Raw genomic sequence first — 26426 nt, forward strand, 5'->3', positions numbered from 1 at the left:
ACGACCTGCCGCCACGCGACCGGCAGGCTTTTTTACGGCCAGTGAATCAGGCTGCCTGATAAAAAGGGTGGCCGTTCGACCGACCCATTGCGCGCCTGCCCGCCCCAGGCCGGCGGCGGCGCGCGCTGCGAGCGGCCCTGCGAGGCACGCCGACGACAACACGACAAGGATTGGAGACACGATGAACACCTACGTTGCCGAAAGACCGGCGGTCGCGACGACACTCGCGCTGTGCTTCGCGATCGCGTTGCTCGAAGGGCTCGACCTGCAGTCGGTCGGCGTGGCCGCGCCGCGCATGGCGCGCGAATTCGGGCTGACCGTGTCGCAAATGGGGATTGCGTTCAGCGCGGGCACCTTCGGGCTGCTGCCGGGCGCGATGCTCGGCGGGCGGCTGGCCGACCGGATCGGGCGCAAGCGCGTGCTGATTGCGTCGGTCGCGCTGTTCGGGCTGCTGTCGATCGCCACCGCGCAGGCGTCGAGCTTCGCGATGCTCGTCGTCGTGCGCGTGCTGACCGGCCTCGGCCTCGGCGGCGCGATGCCGAACCTGATTGCGTTGTCGTCGGAAGCGGTCGAGCCGCGCTCGCGCAGCAGCGCGGTGGCGACGATGTATTGCGGCATCCCGTTCGGCGGCGTGATCGCGTCGCTGATCGGCGTGCTGCTCGCCGGCGATACCGAGTGGCGCCACATCTTCTACGTCGGCGGCGCGGGGCCGCTGCTGCTCGTGCCGCTGCTGGCGATGCTGCTGCCGGAATCGCGCGCGTATCTCGACATCGCCGGCACGTCGGCCGCGCGTACGAGCGTCGCCCGCACGCTGTTCGGCGACGGCCGCACGATATCAACGCTCGCACTGTGGATCAGCTATTTCTGCACGCTGATCGTCCTGTACTTCCTGCTGAACTGGCTGCCGTCGCTGATGGCCGCGCGCGGGCTCGATCGCGAGCATGTCGGTCTCGTGCAGATCGCATTCAACGTCGGCGGCGGGCTCGGCGCGCTCGGCATCGGCGCGGCACTCGACCGGATGCGCGCGTCGCGCGTGGTCGGCGGCATGTACGTCGGGATCGTGCTGTCGCTGGCCGCGCTGGCGGCCGCGCCCGGTTTCGCATCGCTCGCGGCGGCCGCGTTCGCGGCCGGGATGTTCGTGGTCGGCGGGCAGTCGGTGCTGTATGCGCTCGCGGCGATCTACTACCCGACCGCGATGCGCGGCACGGGCGTCGGCACGGCGGTGGCCGTCGGCCGGCTCGGCTCCGTCGTCGGGCCGCTCGCGGCCGCGACGCTGCTGGCCGCGGGCCGCAGCGCGCCGGTCGTGATCGGCGCGAGCATCCCCGTCACGCTTGTCGCGGCGGTCGCCGCGCTGCTGCTGATCCGCCGCCCGCGGGCCGGCGACTGACATCGTTTTCCGTTTTTTCAATGCGTGCCGTCAGAGCGCGCGATTACTCAAGGTCTGGAGACACAACGACATGAACAAGAGCACCAGGAACGGCCTGCTGGCCGCCGGCGCATGCTGCGCGCTGGCGGCGCCGGCGGCACACGCGCAGTCGAGCGTGACGCTGTACGGCATCATCGATACGGGCGTCGAATTCGTGTCGCACGCGAACGCGGCGGGCGACCACGTGGTGCGCATGCCGGCCGTGACGGGCGAGTTGCCGTCGCGCTGGGGGCTGCGCGGCGCGGAGGATCTCGGCGGCGGCTATCAGGCGGTATTCACGCTGGAAAGCGGCTTCAACGTGCGCGGCGGCGATCTCGGCCAGGGCGGGCGGCTGTTCGGGCGGCAGGCGTTCGTCGGGCTGAAGGGCGGCTTTGGCACGCTCGCGTTCGGCCGCCAGTACACGATGACCTACCTCGCGCTGCAGGGCGCGGACATCATCGGCCCCGACATCTACGGGCTTGGTTCGCTCGACGCGTACGTGCCGAACGGGCGCGCCGACAACGCAGTGACCTACATAGGCACGTACCGCGGCGTGACGCTCGGCGCTGCGTATTCGTTCGGCCGCGACGGCGCGGGCACCGGCAATTCGCCGGGGCAGGGCACGTGCGCGGGGCAAGTGCCGGGCGACGCCGTCCAGTGTCGCGACTGGTCGGTGATGCTCAAGTACGACAGCGCGTATTTCGGTGCGGCGGCCTCGTACGAGGAACAGCGCGGCGGCACCGGCGCGGCCGCGAACTTTTTCGACGGCATCGCGCCGGTCGCTTTCACCCGCAGCGGCGGCAAGGACGCGCGCACGCACGTGAGCGCGTACGCGCAGGCGGCGGGCGCGCGGATCGGCGCGGGCTGGATCGGGCGGCGCGTATCGACCAGTTCGCCGGCCGCGGCCGGTGCGCATTCCGACCTGTTCTTCGTCGGGGCGTCGTATGCGGTCAAGCCGGATTTCCTCGTCGACGGCGAAGGCTACCGGATCGTCAACAGCGCACACGATACACGCGCGACGATGGCGACATTGCGCGCGACTTATCTGCTGACGAAGCGCACGGCGGTCTACGCGCAGTCGTCGTATCTGTGGAACAGCACGCATGCGCGCTACGCGGTCAGCGGCGGCGGGGCCGGCACGACACCCGGCGAAGGGATGGGGCAGCTCGGCGCGATGGTCGGCATCCGGCACATGTTCTGATCCGGCAGCCTGACGAACGGGAGCTATCTTGAACAGACACTCTGCATTCCTCTGTATTGCGCCAATCACCGCTGCGATGCTCGCTGGTTGCGGCGGCGACGATTCGGTGAATGCCGCCCCGACGCACCTGAGCGCCGCGACACCGGCCGCGATGGCGCAGACCTGCGACGTGCTCGCCGCGAAGCTCGCGTATGCGAATACGTCGTTCACGTCGGTGACGACCGCGGCCGCCGGCGCGCTCACGGTGGCCGGCAAGCCGATCGCCGAGCACTGCGTGATCGATGGGAAGATGAACGAGCGCGTGAGCGCGGTCGACGGCAAGACCTATGCGATCGGCTTCGAAATGCGCTTGCCGAAGGCGTGGAACGGCCGCTTCTTCTACCAGGCGAACGGCGGGCTCGACGGCAACGTCGTGACCGCGACCGGCGAGATCGGCGGCGGCGGGCCGCTGACCGACGCGCTGAACCAGGGCTTCGCGGTGATCAGCTCGGATTCCGGGCACAGCGCCGCGCAGAATCCGCTGTTCGGCATCGATCCGCAGGCGCGCATCGACTACGGCTACGGCGCGGTCGATGCGCTGACGCCGATGGCGAAGCAGGTGATCCGGCTCGCGTACGGCAAGGCGCCCGACCGCAGCTATTTCGACGGCTGCTCGAACGGCGGCCGTCACGCGATGGTCACGGCGGTGCGCAACCCGGCCGACTACGACGGCATCATCGCGGGCGATCCGGGCTTTCATCTGCCGAAGGCGGCGATCGGCGAGATGTACGGTGCGCAGCAGTTCGCGAAGATCGCATCGGCGACCGGATCGAACGGGCTGCCCGATATCCGCAGCGGCTTCACCGATGCGGAGCGGCAGTTCGTCGGCGCGAAGATCCTCGAGACATGCGATGCGCTCGACGGCGCGGCGGACGGGATGGTGCAGGACGTCGCCGCGTGCCAGGCGCACTTCAGCGTCGAGTCGGACATCCCGACCTGCGCGAACGGCACGCGCACCGGTGCCTGCCTGACGACCGCGCAAAAGACTGCGCTCGAGAACGTGTTCACGGGCGCCCGCAACAGCGCGGGCACGGCGCTCTACGCGGGCTTTCCGTACGATCCGGGCATCGCCGGCAGCGGCTGGGCTGCGTGGAAGCAGTCGAATTCGATCACGCTCGACCCGGCCGCGATGGCGTTCACGTTCATGACGCCGCCGAAAACCGCCGCGACGCTCGCGAACCTGCCCGGTTTCGCGCTCGGCTTCGACATGGACAACGACGCGCCGGCGATCTTCGCGACCAGCGGCGTGTACACGCAATCCGCGTGGTCGTTCATGACGCCGCCCGACGAGACCAACCTGTCCGCGCTGAAGGCGCGCGGGGCGAAGCTGCTCGTCTATCACGGCACCGGCGACCCGGTGTTCTCGATCGACGACACGCGCGACTGGTACGCACGGGTCGCGCAGGCGAACGGTGGCGATGCGTCGGATTTCGCGCGCTTCTATCCGGTGCCGGGGATGAACCACTGCTCGGGCGGGCCGGCAGCCGACCAGTTCGACCTGTTGACGCCGCTCGTTGCGTGGGTCGAACAAGGGCAGGCGCCCGGCGCGGTGGTGGCCGCCGCGCGCGATGCGACGAACGCGGTGCCGAATGCGGATGTGCCCGCGTCGTGGGGCGCGGGACGCACGCGGCCGCTGTGCCCGTATCCGCAAGTGGCGCGCTACAACGGGTCGGGCGACGTGAATTCGGCGGCGAGCTTCAGTTGCCGCTGACGTAGCCGTCGATGGGAGGCGACCGGCGCATGCAAGCGCCGGTTGCCTCATGTGTGCAACCGCTCACTTACTCGCCCGGCTCGACCGGCACCTCGAGCCCGACCTTCACGCGGCTCATGCTCACCAGCGTCTTGAACCGCTTCACGTTGTTGTTCGCGAAGAACAGCTCGCGTGTGAGCGCGTTGTACTGATCCATGTTGCGGACGGCGAGGATCAGCACGAAATCCCATTCCCCGGTCACGTAGTAGCACTGCTGGATCTGCGGGCAGCGCTCGAAGGTCCGCTTCATCGCGTCGAGCTGGTCGATCTGCTCGCTTTCGACTTCGACGTTGACGACGATCGTCAGCGGATGATCGACCTTGTCCGGTGCGACGATGGCCGTGTAGCGCTCGATCACGCCGTCGTCCGCGAGACGCTTCAGGCGCCGGTTCACGGCGGCGGTCGACAGGTTGACGCGCGCGCCGAGTTCGCTTTGCGGCGTCTGCGCGTCGCGCTGGAGTTCCATCAGCAGCTTGCGATCGAACGCATCGAGTGGGGTGGTCATGATGGCGCGTGAAGCCTCGAAAGAATGAGAAATTTTTGCGTGACGGCCGCCGAATTGGCGATTTTATTGACCCGCGTGCGCAATATTATTTTTCGAACCGGCGGCGCGTGCAACCCGTGCGCGCCCGACCCGAACCGACTCACGGAGTGCTGCCCGCCATGCTGATCGCCAACCCCCGCGCATCGCGCGCCGCCTATCCCCACGCGCTGCGCCGCGTGATGAACATCGCCTCGGCCGACGAAAGCGGCGCGTGGCTGTCGCACTGGCCGCTCGTCGGCAACGCGCGCACGCCGCTGCGCGCGCTGCCGGATCTCGCCGCGCGGCTCGGCGTCGCGAGCGTCAGCGTGAAGGACGAGTCGTGCCGCTCGCCGCTCGGCAGCTTCAAGGCGCTCGGCGCGCCGATCGCGCTGGTGCGGCTCGTGAAGCGCCTGCGGCGCACGCAGGATCTCGATCCGCAAGGACTCGTCACCGGCCGCTACGCGGCGGAACTGGCCGACCTGACGGTGATCAGCGCGACCGACGGCAATCACGGCCGTGCGCTCGCCGCCGCCGCGCGCGCGATCGGCTGCGCGTGCGTGATCGTGCTGCACGCGAACGTCGAAGCCGAGCGCGAGCGCGCGATCTCGGCGTACGGCGCGCGGATCGTGCGCATCGAGGGGAACTACGACGAGTCGGTCGTCTGCGCGGCGCAGCTCGCGCAGGCGAATGGCTGGTATGTCGTGTCGGATACGTCGTACGACGGCTACGAGGCGATTCCGCGCGACGTGATGCAGGGCTATGGCGTGATCGCGGCCGAGGCCGCCGCGCAGGCGGCGCAGGACGATGGGCGGCCGTTCACGCATGTGCTGCTGCAGGGCGGCGTGGGCGGCCTCGCCGCGGGCGTCGCGAGTTACCTGTGGGAGCGCGACGGCGTGCAGCGGCCGCACTTCATCGTCGTCGAGCCGCGCCAGGCCGACTGCCTGTACCAGAGCGCACTGGCCGGGCGCGCGACCAAGGCGACCGGCAGCGTCGATTCGGTGATGGCCGGGCTGGCGTGCGGCGAGGCGTCGCCGCTTGCGTGGGATTTCCTCGAGATGTGCGTCGACTACTTCATGCTGATCGACGACGAGGACGCGGTGCAGGCGATGCGCGGCCTCGCGGCCGGCAGCGAACGCGACGTGCCGCTCGTGGCCGGAGAATCGGGAGCGGCCGGTGTCGCGGGGCTGGAAGTGTTGATGCGCGACCCGGTGCTCGCGCGGCAGGTGGGGCTCGACGCGCATTCGCGCGTGCTGGCGATCAATACGGAAGGCGCGACGGCGCCGTCCGTGTACCGGCAGTGCGTCGGCGAGACGGCCGACGCGGTGCTCGCGCGGCAGCGCGCCTGGCTGGACCGCGCGGCGGTCGCGGCCTGAACGACATCCCGACCGATCCCGACCGACTACGACTGACGAGGCAAACGCCATGGACGCAATCGAAGAAAGCACGCTGCAGGGGCAATTGAAGACCTGGCGCCGCCATCTGCACCAGCATCCGGAGACGGGTTTCGAAGAAGTGAACACGTCGGACTACGTCGCGCGCATCCTGACGACGCTCGGGCTCGACGTGCATCGCGGGATCGGCGGCACGGGGCTCGTCGCGAACCTGACGGCCGGCACCGGCAAACGCGCGATCGGCATCCGCGCGGACATGGATGCGCTGAACATCGCCGAGCACGCGCCGGGCCGCGAATACGCATCGTGCACGCCCGGCAAGATGCATGCGTGCGGACACGACGGCCACATGTCGATGGTGCTCGGCGCTGCGCAGCTGCTGGCCGAGCGCAAGGATTTCGACGGCACCGTGCGTTTCATTTTCCAGCCGGCCGAGGAGCATGGCCGCGGCGCGAAGGCGATGATGGCCGACGGGCTGTTCGAGCGCTTTCCGGTCGACGCGATCTTCGGCGCGCACAACATGCCGGGGATGCGTGCGGGCACCTTCTCGACGCGCGCGGGCGGCATCATGGCGAGCGAAGACAACTTCGTGATCCGGATCGACGGGCGCGGCACGCATGCGGCGCGCCCGCACATGGGCATCGATCCGATCGTGATCGGCGCACAGGTCGTGCTCGCGCTGCAGACGATCGTGTCGCGCAATCTCGATCCGGGCCAGCAGGCCGTGATCTCGTGTACGGAGTTCATCACCGACGGGCTGCGCAACGTGCTGCCGTCGACCGTGACGATCAAGGGCGACACGCGCAGCTATTCGCGCGACGTGCAGGCGTTGCTGGCCACGCGGATGCGCGAGATCAGCGAAGGGATCTGCCGCACGCACGGCGCGGCGTGCACGTTCGACTACACGCACGAGTTCGCGCCGACGGTGAATTCGCCGGAATGGGTCGACACGGCCGTGCAGGCCGCGGCGCAGGTCGCGGGCGCCGACGCGGTGAACGCCGACGTGCAGCCGATGATGATCTCGGAGGATTTCGGCGCGTTCCTGCAGGCCGTGCCCGGCAATTTCGTGTTCATCGGCAACGGCGACGCGGCCGGGCGCGGCGGCGTGCCGCTGCACAACGCGGGCTACGATTTCAACGACGAGATCCTGCCGGTGGGCGCGCGGTATTTCGCGGAAGTGGCGCGGCGGGCGCTGCGCGCCGCGTAACGGACGACAACTCAGGCCGCCACGCACCCGCGTGGCGAGGCCGTCACGCTTCGGCCGCGCGCTTGCCCTGCGTGTCGGCCGTGCCCGTCGTCCGGTCGAGGATGGCGAGCACTTCGCGCGCGGTGTTCTCCGAATGGCTGCGCAGGATCTGCGGCAGCACCGCGTGGTCGGGATCAGCGAGCGCGGCCATGATGGCCTCGTGCTCGTGCAGCGACTCGGCCCAGCGCAAGGTATCGGCGTTCGCCGCGCCGCGCGCGCGATGCACCTTCGACATCAGCGACGCGTAGATGCCCGACAGCACAGGGTTGCCGGCCGCGTCGACGATCATCTGATGAATCTGCTGGTTCAGCCGGAAATACTCGACGCGCTTGCCGGCCTCGTGGCATTCGACCATCCGCCGGTGCTTCGCCTGCAGCGCGGCGAGCGTCGCCGTGCCGATCCGCCGGCGCAGCAGCTCGCCGGCCATCGCTTCCAGGCCGTGCAGCAGCTCGAAGGTCGAGATCAGGTCGTCGAGGTCGATCGACGCGACGCGATAGCCGATGTACTGGCGGTGCGTGACGGCCCCTTCCGCGACGAGCACCTTCAGCGCTTCGCGCAGCGGCGTCTTCGACACGTCGAACGCGAGGCTGAGCTCCTTCTCGTCGATCCGCGCGCCGGGCGGCAGCTCGCCCTCGTCGATCATCACGCGCAGGCGCGCGGCGATCTCCGCGGCCATGCCGCGGGTGCGCAGAAGCAGGGGATTGCGGGGTGTCTGGCTCATGATGGTGCAAGCTTATCACGATCCCGGTGCAGGCCAAGCTCACCGATAACGTAAACACAATTCCAATAAAACCAATCGTTTACACCATGTGTAATTATAAATTTCTAATCCTATACTCGGCTCCACGTTGCGCGACGTTCCGACCATCCTCGTTCAATCCTGGAGTCCGTCCATGTCTTCAACCTCCGGTGTCGCCGCCTTGACGGTCGGCAAGTCCGCCGTCCGCTGGAAGATATTCGTCGTCATGCTGAGCCTGATCGCGATCAACTACGTCGATCGCGCGTCGCTGTCCGTCGCCATGCCTTACATCTCGCAGGAGTTCAACATCGGGCCCGCGATGGAGGGTCTGATCCTCAGCTCGTTCTTCTGGACCTACGCGGTGATGCAGATCCCGGGCGGGATGCTCGCCGACCGCTTCAAGCCGCGCATCGTGATCGCGACTGCCACGGTGTTCTGGGGTTTTTTCCAGGCGATCGCCGCGCTGTGCACGAACGCGCCGTCGCTGCTGCTTACGCGCCTCGGCCTCGGCGCGGCCGAAGCGCCGATCTATCCGGCCGGCGGCAAGCTCAACGCGATCTGGATGACGCAGACCGAGCGCGGCCGCGGCGCCACGCTGCTCGACGGCGGCGCACCGCTCGGCGCGGCACTGGGCGCGGTGCTGATCGCCGGGTTGATCGCGCTGCTCGGCTCGTGGCGGCTCGCGTTCGCGGTGGCCGGCGTCGGCACGGTGCTGGCGGGCGTGGTCGCGTGGAACTACATCCGCAACACGCCGCGTGAGCATCCCGGCGTCAACGATCTCGAGGCCGACTACATCGAGGCGTCGCACGCGAGCGACCTCGCGGCGGAGCCGGCCGGCGCGTCGGGCCGTTCGCGCGACTTCTTCAAGTACCGCTCGGTGTGGTGCATGTTCTTCGGCTGGATGTGCTTCAACAGCGTGTTCTACGGGCTGCTCACGTGGATGCCGAACTACCTGCACAAGGTGCACGGCTTCGACATCAAGCAGATGGGCGGCTCGACCTTCATCATCTTTTTCAGCGGCTTCGTCGGCGAACTGCTCGGCGGCTGGATCGCCGACAAGTGGAAGGCCGCGGGCGGCCGCCCGAACGTCGTGATGCGCACGCTGTTCGGTATCGCCGCGGTGATCGCCACCGTGTCGATCTTCTCCGTCGCGTACGTGAAGGACCCGATCGTGTGCGTCGCGCTGCTGTCGTCGACGCTGTTCTTCCTGCGCTGGTGCGGGCTGTACTGGTGCATCCCGTCGTCGCTCGGCACGCGCAACAAGATCGGCTTCCTCGGCGGCCTGATGAACCTCGGCGGCAACCTCGGCGGCGTCACCGTGCCGATCGTCGTCGGCGCGATCGTGCAGTTCACCGGTTCCTATTTCCTTGCGCTGATGGTGTTCGCGGCGGCCGGCGTCGGCCTGCTCGTGTGCTCCAGCGCGATCGACTACGAAAGCAAGCTCCCGGTCTGACCGACCCTTTTCACTGGTAGAGAGAAACCCATCATGAAAAAACGTACGCTGCTCGGCATGCTCACGCCGTCTTCCAACACCTCGCTCGAACCGCTGACGAGCGCGATGGTCGCCGGCCTGCCGGGCGTGTCCGCGCACTTCGCGCGCTTCCCGGTTACCGAGATCTCGCTGACGGGCCAGGCGCTCGGCCAGTTTGACGACGACAAGATCATCCAGGCCGCGATGCTGCTCGCCGACGCGAAGGTCGACGTGATCGCGTGGAACGGCACGTCATCGGGCTGGCTCGGCTTCGAGGCCGACGAGCGGCTGTGCGAGCGCATCACCGCGGCGACCGGCATTCCGGCCACCACGTCGGTGCTCGCGCTCAACGAGATCCTGAAGAAGACGAACGCGCACGAGTTCGGCCTCGTCACGCCGTATCTCGACGACGTGCAGACGAAGATCGTCGACAACTACCGCCGCTCGGGCCTGAACTGCATCGCAGAGCGCCACCTGAACCTGAAGGTCAATTTCTCGTTCTCCGAAGTGGCGGGCGACACGATCGGCGACATGGTGCGCGAAGTCGCGAAGGCCGGCCCGCGCGCGATCTCGATCTTCTGCACGAACCTGAACGCCGCGCATCTCGTGCCGGCGCTCGAGGAGGAGACGGGCATCCCGATCTACGACACGATCTCGACCGTCGTGTGGAAGTCGCTGCAACTCGCCGATTACGACACGCGGCAGGTGAAGGGCTGGGGGCGGCTCTTCAGCGACGTGATCTGAGGCGCGCGCCATGTCGAACGATCTCGATTTCGTGATCCGTCACGCGGATGTCGTGACGGCGGCGGACCGGTTCTCGTGCGACATCGGCATTCGCGCGGGGCGCGTGGCCATGCTCGGTCACGGGCTGCCGCGCGCGCCGCGCGAGCTCGATGCGAGCGGGATGCTCGTGATGCCGGGCGGCGTCGATGCGCACTGCCACCTCGATCAGCCGATGCCCGACGGGCTGCGGATGGCCGACGATTTCCTGTCCGGCACGCGCTCGGCGCTGTGCGGCGGCACGACCACCGTGATCCCGTTCGCCGCGCAGGCGAAGGGCCAGTCGCTGCAGGCGGCGGTCGACGACTATCACCGGCGTGCGGAAGGGCGCGCGCTGGTCGACTACGGCTTCCACCTGATCGTCGCCGATCCGACGCCGCACGTGCTGGCGGAAGAGCTGCCGCGGCTGATCGCGAACGGCTACACGTCGTTCAAGGTGTACATGACCTACGACGATCTGAAGCTGAACGACCGGCAGATGCTCGACGTGCTGTCGGTCGCGCGCGAGCACGGCGCGCTGGTGATGGTGCATGCGGAGAATTCCGACTGCATCGGCTGGCTGACCGAGCGGCTGCTCGGCGACGGCCACGTCGCGCCGCATTTCCATGCGCACGCACGGCCGGCCGTGGTCGAGCGCGAGGCAACCCATCGCGCGATCGCGTTCGCGGAACTCGTCGACGTGCCGATCCTGATCGTGCACGTGTCGGGCGCCGAGGCGATCGAGCAGATCCGCTGGGGGCAGTCGCGCGGGCTGCCGATCCTCGCCGAAACCTGTCCGCAATACCTGTATCTGACCGCCGCCGATCTCGGTCACGATGGCCACGACGGCTACGAAGGCGCGAAGTGCGTGTGCAGCCCGCCGCCGCGCGATCCGGCGAACCAGCAGGCCGTGTGGAAGGCGCTGAAGCAGGGCGTGTTCTCGGTGTTCTCGTCCGATCACGCGCCGTTCAACTACGACGATCCGTGCGGCAAGCATCCGGGCGGGCATCCGGTGTCGTTCGACCACATCCCGAACGGCATCCCGGGGCTCGAGACGCGGCTGCCGCTGCTGTTCAACGGCGTGCGCGAAGGGCGGCTGTCGCTGCACGAGTTCGTCGAGCTGACGTCGCTGCGGCCCGCGAAGCTGTACGGGCTGTATCCGCGCAAGGGGACAATCGCGATCGGCGCCGACGCGGATATCGTCGTGTGGGATCCGGACAAGCGTGTGCGGATCGCGAATGCGTCGCTGCATCACGCGGTCGACTACACGCCGTACGAAGGGATCGAGGTGACGGGCTGGCCGCGTCATTGCCTGTCGCGCGGCGAGCTGCTCGTCGAGGACGGCCGGCTGCTCGCGGCCGAGCCGGGGCGCGGACGCTTCCTGCCAGCCGGCAAGCCGTGCCTGGATTGATGTTCGATGCGACGGAACGGGGAGCGCCCGCGCGACGCGCGGGCGTCATCCGTATCAAACGATTTTGAAGGAGCGGACATGAGCGTTACCCACGCAATGCGGCGCCTCGTGGCGGCGACCGTCGTCGCCGGTTCGTGCGGCGGCCCGGCGCTGGCCGCCGGCGATGCGGCGCAGGACATGCCGAGCGTCGTGCCCGAATCGGTCGGCGTCGATTCGGCGCCGCTCGTGCGGTTGTCCGAATGGCTGCGCCGCGACCGGATGGACGTGCGCAGCCTCGTCGTCGTGAAGGACGGCAGGATCGTGTTCGAGCGTTACGGCGATGGCCTCACGCGCGACAACAACTACGAGCTGTATTCGGTGACGAAGACGGTCACCGCGCTGCTCGCCGGCATCCTCGACGGCGAGGGCAAGCTCGGCCCGGCGACGAAGGTCGCGCCGTTGATCGCAGCCGCGCGGCCCGATCTCGCGGCTGAACTCGCGGACAAGCAGGACATCGAGCTGCGGCACCTGATGGCGATGTCGAGCGGGCTGCGCTACACGACGCGCGAGGGCACCGATCCGCTGTACTACGACGCGCCGGACCGGTTGCGCGTCGCGGTGACGAGCCGCGCGTCGCAGCCGCCCGGCAAGCAGTTCGACTATATCGACGTGAATCCCGTGCTGGTCGGCACGGCCGTGTCGATCGCCGCGCGCGAGCGCGAGGACGAATTCGCGCGCAAGCGGCTGTTCGAGCCGCTCGGCTTCGCGCACTACCGCTGGAGCGGCGCCGACGGCACGGGCGCGGTGGCCGGCGGCTGGGGCTTGCGGCTGCGTGCCGTCGACATGGCGAAGATCGGCATGCTGCTGCTCGATCAGGGCCGCTGGAACGGCCGGCAGGTCGTGCCGGTCGATTGGGTCCGGCAGATGACCACGCCGTCGCCGGCTGCGGCGGATTACGGTTACTACTGCTGGATTCACCACGTGGTCGAGCACGGCACGCCCGAGTTCGGCGCGATGGGCTTCAAGGGGCAGTTCATCACGGTGCTGCCCGCGCAGCGCGCGGTCGTCGTGATGACGAGCCTGCTGCCGACCGACGGCGGGCTGCGCGATGCGACCTATCTGAACCTGTATCGCAAGATGGTCGGCGACTACATCCTGCCCGCGCTGACACCGGCGCAGCCGCCGGTCGAGCGTGCGGAAACCACGCAGGCGCTGCGCGACGAACTCGCGCGCAGCCGGCAGACGAAGGGCGTGCCCGGTACCGCCGCCGCGTTCAACGACGCACCGGAGATTTGATGAGGATGACGAACATGATGGCCGGCTCGGCTGCGTGGCCCGACGTGCGGCGGCCCGCCTCGCGCGCCGTGCCTTTCATGCGACGGCTGCTCGCGCGGCTCGCGGCGCTGCTGATCGGCGGCGGTGCGTTCGCGCCCGCGCTTTCTGCCGCACAGGCGGCCGATGCGTTGTCGCCGCTGCATGAAACAGGCATCGCCGCCGCCGCGCCGGAGGAGGTCGGCGTCGATTCGCGGCGGCTCGTCGATCTGTCGCGCTGGATCCGCGAGCAGAAGCTCGACGTGTACAGCCTGCTGATCGTGAAGGACGGCAAGCTGATCTTCGAGCGCTACGGCGCGAATGCGTCGCGCGACGCGACCTACGAGCTGTACTCGGTCACGAAGGCCGTGACGTCGCTCGTCGCGGGCATCCTCGTCGATCAGCGCGCGGTGCATCTCGACGATCCGGTAGCCGCGCGGCTTGCCGCGTGGCGTCCCGACCTCGGCGGCGCGCTCGCGGACAAGCACGATATCCAGCTGAAGCATGTGCTGTCGATGTCGAGTGGATTGCACTACGACTTCAGCCCGAAGGACGATCCGATCTACTACACCGCGCCGGACCGGCTGAAGCTCGCCGCGTCGGCGCAGCCGAAGGTCGCGCCGGGCACCGAGTTCGAGTACACCGACGTCAATCCGATCCTGGCGTCTGCGATGTTGAGCGCGGCCGCGGGGGAGCCGGTCGAGCGCGTGGCGCAGGCGCGGCTGTTCGGCCCGCTGGGCATGAAGCACGCGGCGTGGGAGCGCGCGGACCGCACGGGGCTCGTGTCGGCCGGCTGGGGGCTGCGGCTGCGCGCGATCGACATGGCGAAGATCGGCATGCTCGTGCTGGACGGCGGCCGCTGGCAGGGGCAGCAAGTCGTGCCGCGCGCATGGATTGAGCAGATGACGTCGCCGGCCGTGTCGCCGCATTTCGGCTACTACTGGTGGATCAACAACATCGTCGACAGCGAGCCCGAGTTCGACGCGATGGGCTTCAAGGGACAGTTCATCACGGTGCTGCCCAAGCGCAATACGGTCATCGTGATAACGGGCGTGCTGCCGGTGGACGGCGGCCTGCGCGATGCGGAGAACGTGAAGCTGTTCCGCCGGATGGTGAACGGCTATATCCTGCCGGCGCTCGACGGCGGCGCGGCGGGGCCGGCTACCGTCGAAACGCGCGCGGTGCTGCACGACGAACTGGCGCTGAGCGCGCGAACCGAAGGCGTGCCGGGCACGCAGGTCGATCCGACCGATCTGCCGAAGTAGGCTGGATGGCGGTGCGTCCGCGCGGGCTTCCATCGAAGCGCGCATGGTGCTGCACGGCGAACTCGCGCTGAGCGCGCGCGCCGAAGGCGTGCCGGGTACGGAGGTCGATCCGACGGATCTGCCAAGGCAGGCGGGAGGCGGTGCTTTGCGGCGAATGCGCCCGGCCCGCGCGATCGCGAGCCGGGCGCGCGCGGCGTCAGACCAGTTCGCCCAGGCACGCGTCGAACTGCGCGACGAGGCGATCGACGTCGTCGGCCGTCGTCTGCGGGCACACGAGCATCATGTTGTGGAACGGCGTGATCAGCACGCCACGATTCAGCAGGTACAGGTGCACGATGTGCTCGAGTTCGCTGTCGAGCTGTTCGCCTGCGATCGTGCCGTTGCGCGGCGGCGTGGGCGCGAACTGGAACTCGGTGCGCGCGCCGATGCGCGTCACGCACCACGGCAACCCGCGTTTCGCGATCGCCTGTTCGAGCCCGCCGGCGAGCCGCGCGGCGAGTTCGAACATGTGAGCGTAGGCCGCGTCGGTCGCGACTTCGGCCAACGTCGCGCGCATTGCATGCATCGCGAGCATGTTCGCGGTGAGCGTCGTGCCGATTCCCGAATGGCCGGGCGGCGCGTTCAGCTTCGCCTGCTTCGCGCGTTCCGCGAATTCGGCGCTGAATCCGTACACCGCGCACGGCACGCCGCCCGCGATCGGTTTGCCGACCACCAGCAGGTCCGGCTCGAGATCGTGCGCGACGGCGTAGCCGCCCGGGCCGCTGCTGATCGTATGCGTTTCGTCGATCACGAGCAGCGTGCCGTAGCGGCGCGTCAGTTCGCGCGCCGCCTCCCAGAAGCCCGGATCGGGCAGCACCATCCCGATGTTCGTCATCGCCGGTTCCGCGAGCACGCAGGCGACATCGCCGCCTTTCAGCGCCGCTTCGAGCGCGGCGAGGTCGTTGAATTCGACGACGCGGGTGTTCGCGAGCAGGTCGTAGGACTGTCCAAGCAGGCTGTCGCGCTGCACCGGGCGGCCGTCGACGAGATCGACGAATACGTCGTCGACCGTGCCGTGATAGCAGCCGTTGAACACGACGATCGTGTTGCGGCCGGTGGCCGCGCGCGCCCAGCGCAGCACGAAGCGGTTCGCGTCGCTCGCGCTCAGCGCGAACTGCCAGACCGGCAGCCGGAAGCGGCGCGCAAGTTCGCGCGACACCCACGCGGCATCCTCGCTCGGCAGCATCGTCGTGTAGCCGCGCGTGGCCTGCTCGATGAGTGCCCGCGCGACGGGTTCAGGCGCATGGCCGAACATCGCACCGGTGTCGCCGAGGCAGAAGTCGGCGTAGCGGTGGCCGTCGACGTCGGTGAACGTCGCGCCGCGCGCTTCCTTCACGTACAGCGAGAACGGCGTCGACCAGTCCTGCATCCAGTGCAACGGCACGCCGAACAGCAAGTGCTCGGATGCTTCCGCGGACAGTGCGCGGGATTGAGGCATCGCTTCGCTGAATGCGCGGCGCTCGCGATCGAACAGCGCGCGGGCGCGGATGAGGTCGACTCCGTGGCGGGAAGGCAAAGGCAGCTCCTGGGCTGTGAAGGTACGGAAACGATAGCGCGGGCGCAGGGGGGATGAACAGGGGCGGAATTACGGAGGCGGGTTGGTGTGGGTGCGGCAACGTGGGACGGGGCCGACGCGCAGATATTTTTTCTAAAAGTTTTTGCGCATAAACCGGCGAGGGTCGGCCCGGCCTGTTTTATTGCATGAAAAGTTGGTGGGCGCTCACATCTTTGACATCGGATCCGGTGCGGACGAAGCGGGCACAAGGACGCGTCTGGCTGCGTCTCACGATGCCCGTTCCCCGCTGGTTCGCGTCACCCGAGCGTCTTGACCATGTGGTGCTCGTCGTAAAAGCGGCCATCGAAGAACATCGAGCGCGGCTCCGTACCGAACCGGACGAACCCTTGCGACGCATACAGCCGCTCCGCGGTGGCGTTGACCTCGTTCACGCACAGCATCAGCTGCTTGCACTGCCACGCTTGCGCCGCATGCGCGGTCGCGCTTTCGAGCAGCGTTTGCGCGATGCCTTGCCCGCGATACGCGGGATCGACGAACACGCCCCAGATCGTCGCCTTGTGCGCGATCTTCACGCGCGCATCGCGGCGCACGCCGGTGATGCCGACGAGCGTATCGCCGTCGAACGCGCCGAACACGGCGCGTTCATGGGTCGGGGTGATACGCGTCGCGAATTCGTCGACGGGCACCTGCGATTCTTCGTCGAGCGTCGGCAGGAAAGAGGTGGGCGCGGTGTCGACTGCACGCAGGCGAACGGTCTGGAAACGGGCGGCGTCGGCCGCGTCGAGCAGGCGGGTCGTGATCGTCATCGGGGCGTTCCGGTTGAGGGTCGTGCATGCCGGCGCGGGCCGCTGCGGCCGCGGGATGCATCGTCCTTATCGTAATGGGAATCCGGATGCCGCGTCGCGGCGTTCGACGCATGGGGCATCCCGACCGCATCGGGTGCCGGGCGCCGCGCGGCAGTCTTCAGATCGCGTCGCGCGGCCGCGTTGCATCGCCGTCGACGCAGCACGCGAGCACCTCGGCATCGGTGTCGCCGAGGCTCAGGTACACGTGCCCGACCGCGCTGTCGAAATACAGGCTGTCGCCGGCGCTCAGCCGGTACGCATGGCCGTTCTCGAAGCGCAGCTCCAGCTCGCCGCTCAGCACGAACACGAATTCCTCGCCGCTGTGCCGGATGTAGTCGGCGAAGTCCGACAGCTTGCGCGCATGGATCCGCCCGCGCACGGGCACCATTCGCTTGCCGGTCAGGTCGTTCGCGAGCATCCCGTACGCATAGTTCGGCGTGTCGTAGACCATCTGCTGGCCGGCCGGCGTGAACGACGGCGTCATCGCGCCGGCGGCCGCGGGGCGGCCGAACATCGTGTCGAAGTCAAGCGCGAGCGCATGCGTGAGCGCCGCGAACTTGTCGTAGGTGAGCGCGATGTCGCCGCGTTCGGCCTTCGAAATCGTCGACACCGCGATACCGGAGCGCTCGGACAGTTGCGCAAGCGTCAGGCCGCGCGACTTGCGCGCGTCGCGCAGCCGCGCGCCGACCGTCTGGTGGTCGAGCTGCGGCGCGGCGTCGGTGGGCGGCGGAACGGGAACGGTGGATTTGGGCATGCGGATACGGGGCGCGACGCGCGCGGCGTGAATACGGGTTTTGTCGTATACGAGAATAAATTTTCTCGTATATGATAATTTTCGTCGAAATCGCCGATGGTGGGCGTGACGGCCACTCTAGCATCGGACGACGCGAAACTCGCGGGGCCGGTGCGGCCGGCGTGAACGACACGTGTGCGAATCGGCGCAGCTCGTCCGTTGCGGCGGCTGCCCGATCCGGCGCACGGCAGCGGTCTTTCCCAGTCATTTCTCCGGCCGCTCGCGGCCGGGCCCGCGAAGGTGCAATCCATGTCCACCGAAATCAAACGTCTGCAGACCGGCGCACGCATGAGCCAGGTCGTGATCGCGAACGGCTTCGTCCACCTGGCCGGCCAGGTGCCCGATACGGCCGGCGCGCCGATCGCCGTGCAGGCGACCGAAATCCTCACGCGCATCGACGCGCTGCTCGCATCGGCCGGCGTCGACAAGACGCGCGTGCTGACGGCCAACGTGTGGCTCAGCGACGCCGCGCACTTCGACGCGTTCAATGCGGTATGGGACGCGTGGGTGCCGGCCGGCCACGCGCCGACCCGCGCGTGCGTGCAGGCATTGCTGATGAAGCCCGGTCTCGACGTCGAGATCGCCGTGACCGCGCTCGCCTGACGCCCGCGCCGCCCGCCCCGAGGAGTTCCCGATGACATTCGACACGCTCGTCCTGGGCGGCGGCATGATCGGCGTATCCGTCGCCGTTCATCTGCAACAGCGCGGCCTGTCGGTCGCGCTCGTCGACCGCAAGGCGCCCGGCAACGAGACGTCGCTCGGCAATGCCGGGCTGATCCAGCGCGAAGGCGTGTACCCGTATGCGTTTCCGCGCGGCTTCGGCACGCTGCTGAAATACGCGTGCAACCGCTCGCCCGACGTCCGCTATCACGTCGGCGCGCTGCCGAAGCTGATCCCGTTCCTGTACCGCTACTGGCGCAATTCGCATCCGGCGCGCCATGCCGAGATCGCGCGCGCCTATGCGCCGCTGATCGAACACTGCGTGACCGAGCATCGCGCGCTGATCGACGCGGCCGGCGCCGGCGCGCTGCTGCGCGAAGGCGGCTGGCTGAAGGTGTTTCGCACGGCCGCGACGCGCGATGCCGAAACGCGCGACGCCGAGCGCTGGCGCGCCGAATACGGCGTGACCTTCGACGCGCTCGATGCGGCCGCGCTGTGCGACGCGGAGCCGAACCTGAGCCGTGCGCTGGTCGGCGCGCTGCGCTATACGGGCTCCGATTCGATCAGCGATCCGAATGCGCTCGTGACCGCCTATGCGCGTCACTTCGAGCAGCTCGGCGGCCGCATCCTGACCGGCGACGCACTGACGCTGTCGGCCGCGAACGGCTGGCGCGTCGACACCGCGCAAGGCCCGGTCGACGCGCGCGCGGCGGTCGTCGCGCTCGGGCCCTGGTCGGACCTGCTGTGCGAGCGGCTCGGCTACACGCTGCCGCTCGCGGTCAAGCGCGGCTATCACATGCACTACGCCGCGCAGCCGGGCGCGCGGCTGAACCGGCCCGTGCTCGATGCCGACAGCGGCTTCCTGATCACGCCGATGACGCGCGGCATCCGCCTGACGACCGGCGTCGAGCTCGGCTATCGCGATACGCCGCCGACGCCGACCCAGCTCGCCGCCGTCGAACCGGTCGCGCGCGAGCTGTTTCCGCTCGGCGCGCGCGTCGACGGCGCACCGTGGCTCGGCCGCCGGCCGTGCACGCCCGACATGTTGCCCGTGATCGGCGCGGCGCCGCGCCACCGCGATCTGTGGTTCGCGTTCGGGCATGCGCATCACGGCTTCACGCTCGGCCCCGTGACCGGCCGGCTGGTCGCCGACCTGATGACCGGCACGCAGCCGTTCGTCGACCCGGCGCCGTTTCGCGTCGAACGCTTTCTGCACGGCCGCTGAACCGGCGACCATGCGCTGCAGCAGGGCGGCCGGCGTACGACGCCGATCGCTCCGTCCAGCGGCTGGCCGATCCGGCTTGCCGCGACGATCAACGACTGGAGACAACATGCAACAGCACACGATGCGGCGCGAACTCGGCGCGCGCCAGATTTCGTTCATGGCCCTCGGCATGGCCATCGGCGTCGGCCTGTTCCTCGGCTCGGCGTCTGCGATCAAGGCGGCCGGGCCCGGCGCGCTCGTCGCCTACCTGATCGGCGGCGCGATGATCTTCCTGATCATGCGCGCGCTCGGCGAGATGGCCGTACACCGGCCGGTGTCCGGCTCGTTCGGTGCGTATGCGTTCGAATACGTCGGGCCGTTCGCCGGCTACGTGGTCGGCTGGAGCTACTGGCTGCTGATGGTCGGCGTCGGCGTCGCGGAGACGACCGCCATCGGCATCTACATGGGCTTCTGGTTTCCGGACGTGCCGCAGTGGCTGTGGGTCGTGTCGGCGATCGCCGCGATCTCGGCATTCAACCTGCTCAACGTGAAGGTGTACGGCGAGCTGGAGTTCTGGTTCGCGATCGTGAAGGTCGTGACGATCGTGCTGATGATCGCGGGCGGCGCGCTGATCGTGTTCACGGGGATCGGCCACGGCGGCGTGCCCGTCGGCCTGTCGAATCTGTGGCGTCACGGCGGCGTGTTCCCGCACGGCGTGCTCGGGGTCGTGAGCGCGCTGCCGATCGTCGCGTATTCGTTCGCGGGCGTCGAGATGATCGGCCTCACGGCCGGCGAGGCGCGCGAGCCGCAGAAGATGATCCCGCGCGCGATCAACTCGGTGCTGTGGCGCATCCTGATCTTCTACGTCGGCGCGCTGTTCATCATCATGGCGCTGTATCCGTGGCACGAGCTCGGCGAGCATGGCAGCCCGTTCGTGACGACGTTCGAATCGCTCGGGCTGCGGCAGGCGGCCGGCATCGTCAACTTCGTGGTCGTGACGGCTGCGCTGTCGAGCTTCAACTGCATTGTGTTCAGCGGCGCGCGGATGCTGTCGAGCATGGCCGGCAACGGCCTCGCGCCCGCGTCGTTCGCGGCGCTGAGCGCGAGCGGGTCGCCGTCGCGCGCGGTGCGGGCGACCGTGCTGTTCATGTCGGTCGGCGTGGTGCTGAACTACGTGATTCCGGCGCGCGTGTTCGGCTGGCTGATGTCGTTCCTGTCGTTCGACGTGGCCGTGATCTGGGCGATGATCGTGCTGACGCACATGCGGTTCCGGCGCACGCTGGCCGCACGCGGCGAGACGGTGGCGTTCCGCATGCCGTATGCGTCGGTCACGTCGTGGATCTGTCTCGTGTTCGTCGCGTTCGTGTTCGTGATGCTCGGCGTCGATCCGACGACACGTGGGTCGCTGTATGCCGGCGCGGCGGTGATGGCGCTGATGGCGATCATCTACCGGCGTTCACGGCACCTGCAGGCGGCAGCACGGTCGACGCGTGTCGGGCTTGGCGTCGGGCGTGTGTGACGGCCAGGTGTGTTGGTGTGGGGGGACCGGTCGGGCGACGGGGGCGCGCTGAAGGCGGGGGCGAGGTGTCGTGGCCGTACCGGCGGCGCGTCATGCGCGCCGCGCCACCACGAACGATAAGGATGGCGTGAAGCAGGCGCGCGGTCGCGCCGGACCCGCGCCCGACGTCAACCGCGCAACGATGCGCCCGATCTGCTCAGGCGCACCGGATCGGAATCAATACCGGGCGAGCTGATTGCCGTTGATCTGCACGCGATCGCCCGGCCGCAGGTTGCCCGGCGACTGCACGTCGAACGAGCGCATCGTGCCGTCGCTGACCTGCACGTCGATCCGGTAGCTGCTCGGGCCTTGCGCGGCACCCATTTGCTGGCCGATCTGGTTGCCGGCCACCGCACCGCCGAGCGCACCGATCACGGTCGCCGCATCGCGGCCGTGGCCGCGGCCGAACTGGTTGCCCACCAGGCCGCCGACCAGCGCACCGACGACGGTGCCGGCAACGCCCGACGGGCCGACCGAACCGTTGACCGGCTGGATGTTCGAGACCGTGCCGTACTGCGTGCCGTAGCCGTTGCCGTACTGCTGCTGATTGCCGTACTGGTCATACGGCTGCGACCCGTATTGCTGCTGGTTGCCGTACTGATCGTACGGCTGCGGCGCCTGGTTCGGATACGGCTGTTGCTGCTGCACGTAGCCCGGCTGCGAATACGCGGGCTGCGCGTAGCCGGGCGTCGCGTATTGCTGCTGCGGATACCCCGGCTGCGCGCCGTAGTAACCGGGCGCGACGCAGGCGGTCAGCGGAAGCGCCGCGACGGCGACGAGCGAGGCGAACAGAACGGTCTTCGTGGAAGGCATGCGCATCATGATGTTTCCTGCATCGGCAACGGGTTCGCCGACGAATTCCGGGACGGGTGGCGAACTCGGCGTGAGTATAAGGAATGGCCGGAGGCGCGTCCGGTGCGGCCGGGTAACAACGTGTAAAGTCTGTTGCCGCGTAAATCGTCGCCCGGGCGGCGCGCTGAAACGACGGCCGGCGAGGGTGCGAGACGGCCTCCGGACCCCCGCTTTCCGGTGATGCCGACACTGCGCGGCCAGCGGTTTTTGGGTCGCTTTCACCGCGATCCCGCCCCATCGCCGTGCCGGGGCCGGCGGCCGCGCGCGCCGCGCATCGCGAAATCGAATGCGCGGCATCGCGACATTTAATTGGCCTCGGGCGGTGGCGTCCGATATCGTGGCCGGATTCCCTGCCAACGGTCGCGCCGTGCCGGCTGCGGTGCCTTCCCCTGTCCGCGCCGGCGTCGCGCCGCGACCGCCCCACATTCCGAGCCATGACCGAACGTCTCTTCATCAACGCCGTCGACACCGGCGGCCAGCCCATCAACCTCGTCGTCCGTGACGGCCGCTTTACCGCGATCGGCGCCGATTGCACCGCCGCGCCCGGCGCGGAAACGATCGACCTCGATGGCCGCGTCGTGCTGCCCGGCTTCGTCGACGGCCACATCCACCTCGACAAGAGCTTCGTCGGCGATCGCTGGGTGCCGCACGAATCCGTCGGCTCGCTGCGCGAGCGGCTCGCGGTCGAAAAGCGCCAGCTCGCGGCGGCGCCGCCGATCGTCGAGCGTGCCAATGCGCTGATCGCGCAGGCCGCCGCATTCGGCACGGTCGCGATGCGCAGCCACGTCGACGTCGATGCGACGACGGGCCTGTCGAACCTGCAGGCCGTGATGGCCGCGCGCGAGCAATGGCGCGGGATTGTCGATATCGAACTCGTCGCGTTTCCGCAGGCCGGCGTCGTCACGTGCCCGGGCACCGCCGAGATCCTCGATGCAGCCGTGCGCGAAGGCGCGGACGTGGTCGGCGGGATCGACCCGACGACGCTCGACGGCGATGCGGACGGCCAGCTCGACATCGTGTTCGGCATCGCGGAGAAGCGCGGCGCGAAGATCGACATCCACCTGCACGAGCCGGGCGAAACGGGTATCGCGCAGCTGCTGCGGATCGCGGCGCGCACGCGCGCGGCGGGGCTCCGCGGCCGCGTGAACGTGAGCCACGCGTATGCGCTTGGCCAGGTGAGCGATGACGACGTGCAGCGCACCGCGGCGGCGCTGGCCGAAGCCGGCGTGTCGATCCTGACGAACGCGCCGGGCGACTGCGCGTTTCCGCCGGTGCAGGCGCTGCGCGACGCAGGCGTGCACGTGTTCGCAGGCAACGACAACATCCGTGACGCATGGTGGCCGTACGGCAACGGCGACATGCTGCAGCGCGCGATGATGGTCGGCTATCGGTCGGGCTTCTACACCGACGCAGCGCTCGGCATCGCGCTCGACATGGCGACGCACGCCGGCGCGCGCGTGATCGGCAAGGATAACTATGGAATCGCGGTCGGCTGCGATGCGACGTTCGTCGCGGTGCGTGCGCCGAACGCGGCGGCGGCCGTCGCGGGCGTGCCGGCCGAGCGCTGGGTGTTCCGCCGTGGCGAAAGCGACACGGGCGCACCGTTCGCCCCCGCGCTGCGCTTCACGCGCTGACCGACCTAAGCGGCGGCACGGCCCGCGCCGTGCCCCGTTCGCATTGACTGCACTGATTGCACTGACCGACCACACCGGAACCGACATGACGAACCTGCTGATCCGCAACGTCCGCCCGAGCGCCGACGCCGCGCTCGACATCCTGATCGAAGGCGATCGCATCGCGCGCGTTGGCCCGTCGCTAGACGCGCCCGCCGGCTGCGCGATCGAGGACGGCGCGGGCGCGCTTGCGCTGCCGGGCCTCGTCGAAGGCCACACGCACCTCGACAAGACGCACTGGGGGATGCCGTGGTACCGCAACCAGGTCGGGCCGCGTCTCGTCGACCGGATCGAGAACGAACGCCACTATCGCGCGACGAGCGGCCATGACGCGGGCGTCGCGTCGCTCGCGCTGGCGCGCGCGTTTCTCGCGGCCGGCACGACGCGTATCCGTACCCACGTCGACATCGATACCGATGCCGGGCTGCGGCATCTGCACGGTGTGCTCGCGACGCGCGAGACGCTGCGCGGGCAAGTTGAAATCCAGATCGTCGCGTTTCCGCAATCGGGCGTGCTCAAGCGGCCGGGCACCGACGCACTGCTGTCCGACGCGCTCGCCGCCGGCGCCGATCTGCTCGGCGGGCTCGACCCGTGCGCGATCGAGGGCGATCCGGTCGAGGCGGTGGACGTGCTGTTCGCGATCGCCGAGCGCCACGGCCGCGGGCTCGACCTTCACCTGCACGAGCGCGGATCGATGGGCGCGTACTCGCTCGACCTGATCCTGCAGCGCACGGCCGCGCACGGCATGCAGGGCAAGGTGACGATCAGCCACGGGTTCTGTCTCGGCGATATCGCCGAACGCGAGCGCGATGCGCTGCTGGCGCGGATGGCCGAGCTCGGCGTCGGGCTCGTCACGACCGCGCCCGCGGCGGTGCCCGTGCCGCCGGTGGCCGCGTGCCGCGCGGCGGGCGTGACGGTCATCGGCGGCAACGATGGCGTGCGCGATACGTGGACGCCGTACGGGTCGCCCGACATGCTCGAACGCGCGATGCTGATCGGCATGCGCAACGATTTCCGCCGCGACGATGCGCTCGAAGTCGCGCTCGACTGCGTGACGCACGGCGCGGCGCGCGGCTGCGGCTTCGGCGATTACGGGCTGCGGCCGGGCAGCCGCGCGGACGTCGTGCTGGTCGACGCGCTGACGTTCGCCGAGGCCGTCGTCGCGCGGCCGGTGCGTCGGCTCGTCGTGTCGTCAGGGAAGATCGTTGCGCGCAACGGCGCGCTGGTCTGAGTGACGCCTCGGCGCGGCGTCGCCCCGGTATGATCCGGTTTTTAGCCGGATATCCCGGGAGACGACGATGAGACGCACGACAGCGGCACGGGCCGCACGATGGATGGCGGCGGCCCTGTTCGCCGTGACGGCCGCGCATGCGGCGGCGGCCGGCCCGACCGACGCGCAGCAGGAAGCCAACCGGCGGACGGTGCTCGCGTTCTACGAAAAAGGCCTGAACGAGAAAGATGCGGACGCCGCGCTCGCGTACGTCGGCGATCGCTACGTGCAGCACAACCCGAACGCGGCTGACGGCCGCGACGGTTTCCGCAAGTTCGTCGCATTCCTGCGCGACAAATATCCGCAGTCGCACAGCGAGATCAAACGCTCGTTCGTCGATGGCGACTACGTGATCCTGCACGTGCACGCGGTGCGCGAACCCGGCACGCGCGGCAGCGCGATCATGGACATCTTCCGGCTCGAGAACGGCAAGATCGTCGAGCACTGGGACGTCAATCAACCCGTACCCGAGCAGGCCGCGAACGGGAACACGATGTTCTGACGGGTACCGGGCGTGTCGACGCGCCCCGGGATCTCATTGCATAGGCCGTGCCGGCGCGGCGGCGGCGTCCTTCACATTGCCGCCGCATCCGGCTTTCTTGCTACTCCTCGAGTTCCAGCATCGTCGCGAGCGACTTCGTCAGTTCGCTGACCATCGGGTCGGCCGTGGGCCGATGCAGGATCGCGATGTCCATGTGCTCGATCGGTGCGAAACCCTGCTTCGCGGTCAGCACGACGTGCTCGTCCGTCACCACGCGCGCCGGCAGCACGCTGATGCCGAGCCCGTCCGCGACGGCGGCCTGGATGCCGCTCAGGCTCGACGTCGTGAAGCTGATCCGCCAACGGCGGCCGCGCTCCTCGATCGCCTTGATCATGTCGTCGCGATAGAGCCCGCGCGGCGGGAACACGACGATCGGCACCGGGTCGAGATCGATCGACGGATGCTGCGCGCTGTCGATCCAGCGCAGCTTCTCGGGCCAGCGCACGACGGCCTCGCGGCTGTCGCGCCGCTGCTTGATCAGCACGAGGTCGAGTTCACCCCGGTCGTATGCCGCGCTGATGTCGCGGCTCAGCCCGCACATCACTTCGAGTTTGACCTGCGGATGCTCGCGGTTGAACGCCGCGAGCGCATGCGTCGTGCGGCCTGCCGCGAAATCGTCGGGCACGCCGAGCCGGATCGTCAGCGCGACCGTGGTGCCCGACAGCGCCTCCAGCATTTCGTCGTTCAGCGCGATCATGCGCCGCGCGTAGCTGAGCACCGTCACGCCCGCATCGGTTGGCCGCACGTCGCGCGTGCCGCGGTCGAGCAGGCGGTGCCCGGCGATTTCCTCGAGCCGGCGCACCTTCTGGCTGACCGTCGACTGCGTCGAATGCAGGCGCGCGGACGCCGTCGTGAAGCTGCCGCAGTCGGCGACCATCACGAGCGCGCGCAGCAGGTCGAGGTCGAACAGGGGTCTATTCATTTCTGCACTTCTGTGGATTCGAACATTTCATTTTCAAATGCGTGCGACGACTTTTAACATGGC

At 68.8% G+C, this 26426-nt stretch carries 23 protein-coding genes; 16 read left to right on the forward strand and 7 right to left on the reverse strand.

Annotation, left to right across the window (positions count from 1 at the left end):
* Positions 1–181: 181 nt before the first annotated feature.
* The 3 genes from mhpT to QZM67_RS10040 all read left to right on the forward strand — a co-directional run bounded on the left by mhpT (position 182) and on the right by QZM67_RS10040 (position 4356).
* Complete coding sequence (gene mhpT, locus QZM67_RS10030; RefSeq protein WP_301802359.1) at positions 182–1387, forward strand: 3-(3-hydroxy-phenyl)propionate transporter MhpT; 1206 nt, start codon at positions 182–184, stop codon at positions 1385–1387.
* Between the two features lie 70 nt (positions 1388–1457).
* On the forward strand, positions 1458–2606 hold the full coding sequence (locus QZM67_RS10035; protein ID WP_301802362.1) for a porin: 1149 nt from the start codon (positions 1458–1460) through the stop codon (positions 2604–2606).
* 28 nt (positions 2607–2634) lie between these two features.
* A complete protein-coding gene (locus QZM67_RS10040; RefSeq protein WP_301802364.1) occupies positions 2635–4356 on the forward strand; it encodes a tannase/feruloyl esterase family alpha/beta hydrolase in 1722 nt (573 codons plus the stop codon).
* A 67-nt stretch (positions 4357–4423) separates the two neighbouring features.
* On the opposite strand, the gene QZM67_RS10045 is transcribed toward QZM67_RS10040, so the two are convergent.
* Positions 4424–4900 (reverse strand): Lrp/AsnC family transcriptional regulator, encoded by a 477-nt coding sequence (locus QZM67_RS10045; protein ID WP_043186374.1) that lies wholly within the window; start codon positions 4898–4900, stop codon positions 4424–4426.
* A gap of 158 nt (positions 4901–5058) precedes the next feature.
* Here QZM67_RS10045 and QZM67_RS10050 point away from each other — a divergent pair, with 158 nt between their 5' ends.
* The gene (locus QZM67_RS10050) at positions 5059–6291 is read left to right on the forward strand and encodes a diaminopropionate ammonia-lyase (RefSeq protein WP_301802366.1); all 1233 of its coding nucleotides are present in this window, start codon (positions 5059–5061) and stop codon (positions 6289–6291) included.
* A 49-nt stretch (positions 6292–6340) separates the two neighbouring features.
* The gene (locus QZM67_RS10055) at positions 6341–7516 is read left to right on the forward strand and encodes a M20 aminoacylase family protein (RefSeq protein WP_301802368.1); all 1176 of its coding nucleotides are present in this window, start codon (positions 6341–6343) and stop codon (positions 7514–7516) included.
* 43 nt (positions 7517–7559) lie between these two features.
* On the opposite strand, the gene QZM67_RS10060 is transcribed toward QZM67_RS10055, so the two are convergent.
* Positions 7560–8276: a GntR family transcriptional regulator gene (locus QZM67_RS10060; protein ID WP_301802370.1), complete on the reverse strand. Its 717-nt coding sequence runs from the start codon at positions 8274–8276 to the stop codon at positions 7560–7562.
* 172 nt (positions 8277–8448) lie between these two features.
* On the opposite strand from QZM67_RS10060, the gene QZM67_RS10065 reads away from it, so the two are divergent.
* The 5 genes from QZM67_RS10065 to QZM67_RS10085 all read left to right on the forward strand — a co-directional run bounded on the left by QZM67_RS10065 (position 8449) and on the right by QZM67_RS10085 (position 14490).
* Complete coding sequence (locus QZM67_RS10065) at positions 8449–9747, forward strand: MFS transporter (RefSeq protein WP_301802371.1); 1299 nt, start codon at positions 8449–8451, stop codon at positions 9745–9747.
* A 33-nt stretch (positions 9748–9780) separates the two neighbouring features.
* Positions 9781–10509, forward strand: coding sequence for an aspartate/glutamate racemase family protein (locus QZM67_RS10070; RefSeq protein ID WP_043186387.1), 729 nt, complete (start codon positions 9781–9783; stop codon positions 10507–10509).
* Positions 10510–10519: 10 nt separating this feature from the next.
* Positions 10520–11935, forward strand: a complete 1416-nt coding sequence (gene hydA / locus QZM67_RS10075; RefSeq protein ID WP_043186389.1) for a dihydropyrimidinase — start codon at positions 10520–10522, stop codon at positions 11933–11935.
* 78 nt (positions 11936–12013) lie between these two features.
* A complete protein-coding gene (locus QZM67_RS10080) occupies positions 12014–13210 on the forward strand; it encodes a serine hydrolase (protein WP_301802372.1) in 1197 nt (398 codons plus the stop codon).
* On the forward strand, positions 13210–14490 hold the full coding sequence (locus QZM67_RS10085) for a serine hydrolase (protein WP_301802373.1): 1281 nt from the start codon (positions 13210–13212) through the stop codon (positions 14488–14490). The genes QZM67_RS10080 and QZM67_RS10085 overlap by 1 nt, the downstream gene beginning before the upstream one ends.
* Before the next feature lie 196 nt (positions 14491–14686).
* On the opposite strand, the gene QZM67_RS10090 is transcribed toward QZM67_RS10085, so the two are convergent.
* The 3 genes from QZM67_RS10090 to QZM67_RS10100 form a co-directional block, all read right to left on the reverse strand.
* Positions 14687–16045 (reverse strand): aspartate aminotransferase family protein, encoded by a 1359-nt coding sequence (locus QZM67_RS10090; RefSeq protein WP_301802374.1) that lies wholly within the window; start codon positions 16043–16045, stop codon positions 14687–14689.
* Between the two features lie 296 nt (positions 16046–16341).
* Entirely contained in the window at positions 16342–16851 is a 510-nt protein-coding gene (locus QZM67_RS10095; RefSeq protein ID WP_301768245.1) for a GNAT family N-acetyltransferase, read from the reverse strand.
* Positions 16852–17008: 157 nt separating this feature from the next.
* A complete protein-coding gene (locus QZM67_RS10100) occupies positions 17009–17644 on the reverse strand; it encodes a helix-turn-helix domain-containing protein (protein ID WP_175023760.1) in 636 nt (211 codons plus the stop codon).
* A 288-nt stretch (positions 17645–17932) separates the two neighbouring features.
* Here QZM67_RS10100 and QZM67_RS10105 point away from each other — a divergent pair, with 288 nt between their 5' ends.
* The 3 genes from QZM67_RS10105 (at position 17933) to QZM67_RS10115 (ending at position 21066) form a co-directional block, all read left to right on the forward strand.
* Positions 17933–18286: a RidA family protein gene (locus QZM67_RS10105; protein ID WP_089451827.1), complete on the forward strand. Its 354-nt coding sequence runs from the start codon at positions 17933–17935 to the stop codon at positions 18284–18286.
* 31 nt (positions 18287–18317) lie between these two features.
* Complete coding sequence (locus QZM67_RS10110; RefSeq protein WP_301802379.1) at positions 18318–19568, forward strand: FAD-binding oxidoreductase; 1251 nt, start codon at positions 18318–18320, stop codon at positions 19566–19568.
* A 106-nt stretch (positions 19569–19674) separates the two neighbouring features.
* Positions 19675–21066 (forward strand): amino acid permease, encoded by a 1392-nt coding sequence (locus QZM67_RS10115; protein WP_301802382.1) that lies wholly within the window; start codon positions 19675–19677, stop codon positions 21064–21066.
* Positions 21067–21282: 216 nt separating this feature from the next.
* On the opposite strand, the gene QZM67_RS10120 is transcribed toward QZM67_RS10115, so the two are convergent.
* The gene (locus tag QZM67_RS10120) at positions 21283–21927 is read right to left on the reverse strand and encodes a glycine zipper 2TM domain-containing protein (RefSeq protein ID WP_301802385.1); all 645 of its coding nucleotides are present in this window, start codon (positions 21925–21927) and stop codon (positions 21283–21285) included.
* 464 nt (positions 21928–22391) lie between these two features.
* Between QZM67_RS10120 and QZM67_RS10125 the strand changes: the two genes are divergently transcribed.
* The 3 genes from QZM67_RS10125 to QZM67_RS10135 all read left to right on the forward strand — a co-directional run bounded on the left by QZM67_RS10125 (position 22392) and on the right by QZM67_RS10135 (position 25402).
* Positions 22392–23591, forward strand: a complete 1200-nt coding sequence (locus QZM67_RS10125) for an amidohydrolase family protein (protein ID WP_301802387.1) — start codon at positions 22392–22394, stop codon at positions 23589–23591.
* 85 nt (positions 23592–23676) lie between these two features.
* Positions 23677–24861 (forward strand): amidohydrolase family protein, encoded by a 1185-nt coding sequence (locus tag QZM67_RS10130; protein ID WP_301802390.1) that lies wholly within the window; start codon positions 23677–23679, stop codon positions 24859–24861.
* A 67-nt stretch (positions 24862–24928) separates the two neighbouring features.
* Positions 24929–25402 carry a nuclear transport factor 2 family protein gene (locus QZM67_RS10135; RefSeq protein ID WP_175023765.1) on the forward strand — a complete coding sequence of 158 codons (474 nt, stop codon included), beginning with the start codon at positions 24929–24931 and terminating at the stop codon, positions 25400–25402.
* A 100-nt stretch (positions 25403–25502) separates the two neighbouring features.
* Here the strand turns inward: QZM67_RS10135 and QZM67_RS10140 are convergent, their stop codons facing one another.
* Positions 25503–26363: a LysR family transcriptional regulator gene (locus QZM67_RS10140; protein ID WP_122948315.1), complete on the reverse strand. Its 861-nt coding sequence runs from the start codon at positions 26361–26363 to the stop codon at positions 25503–25505.
* Positions 26364–26426: the final 63 nt, after the last annotated feature.

Origin of the sequence: Burkholderia sp. AU45251 (assembly GCF_030482905.1) — a bacterium.
GTDB classification, from domain to species: domain Bacteria; phylum Pseudomonadota; class Gammaproteobacteria; order Burkholderiales; family Burkholderiaceae; genus Burkholderia; species Burkholderia aenigmatica.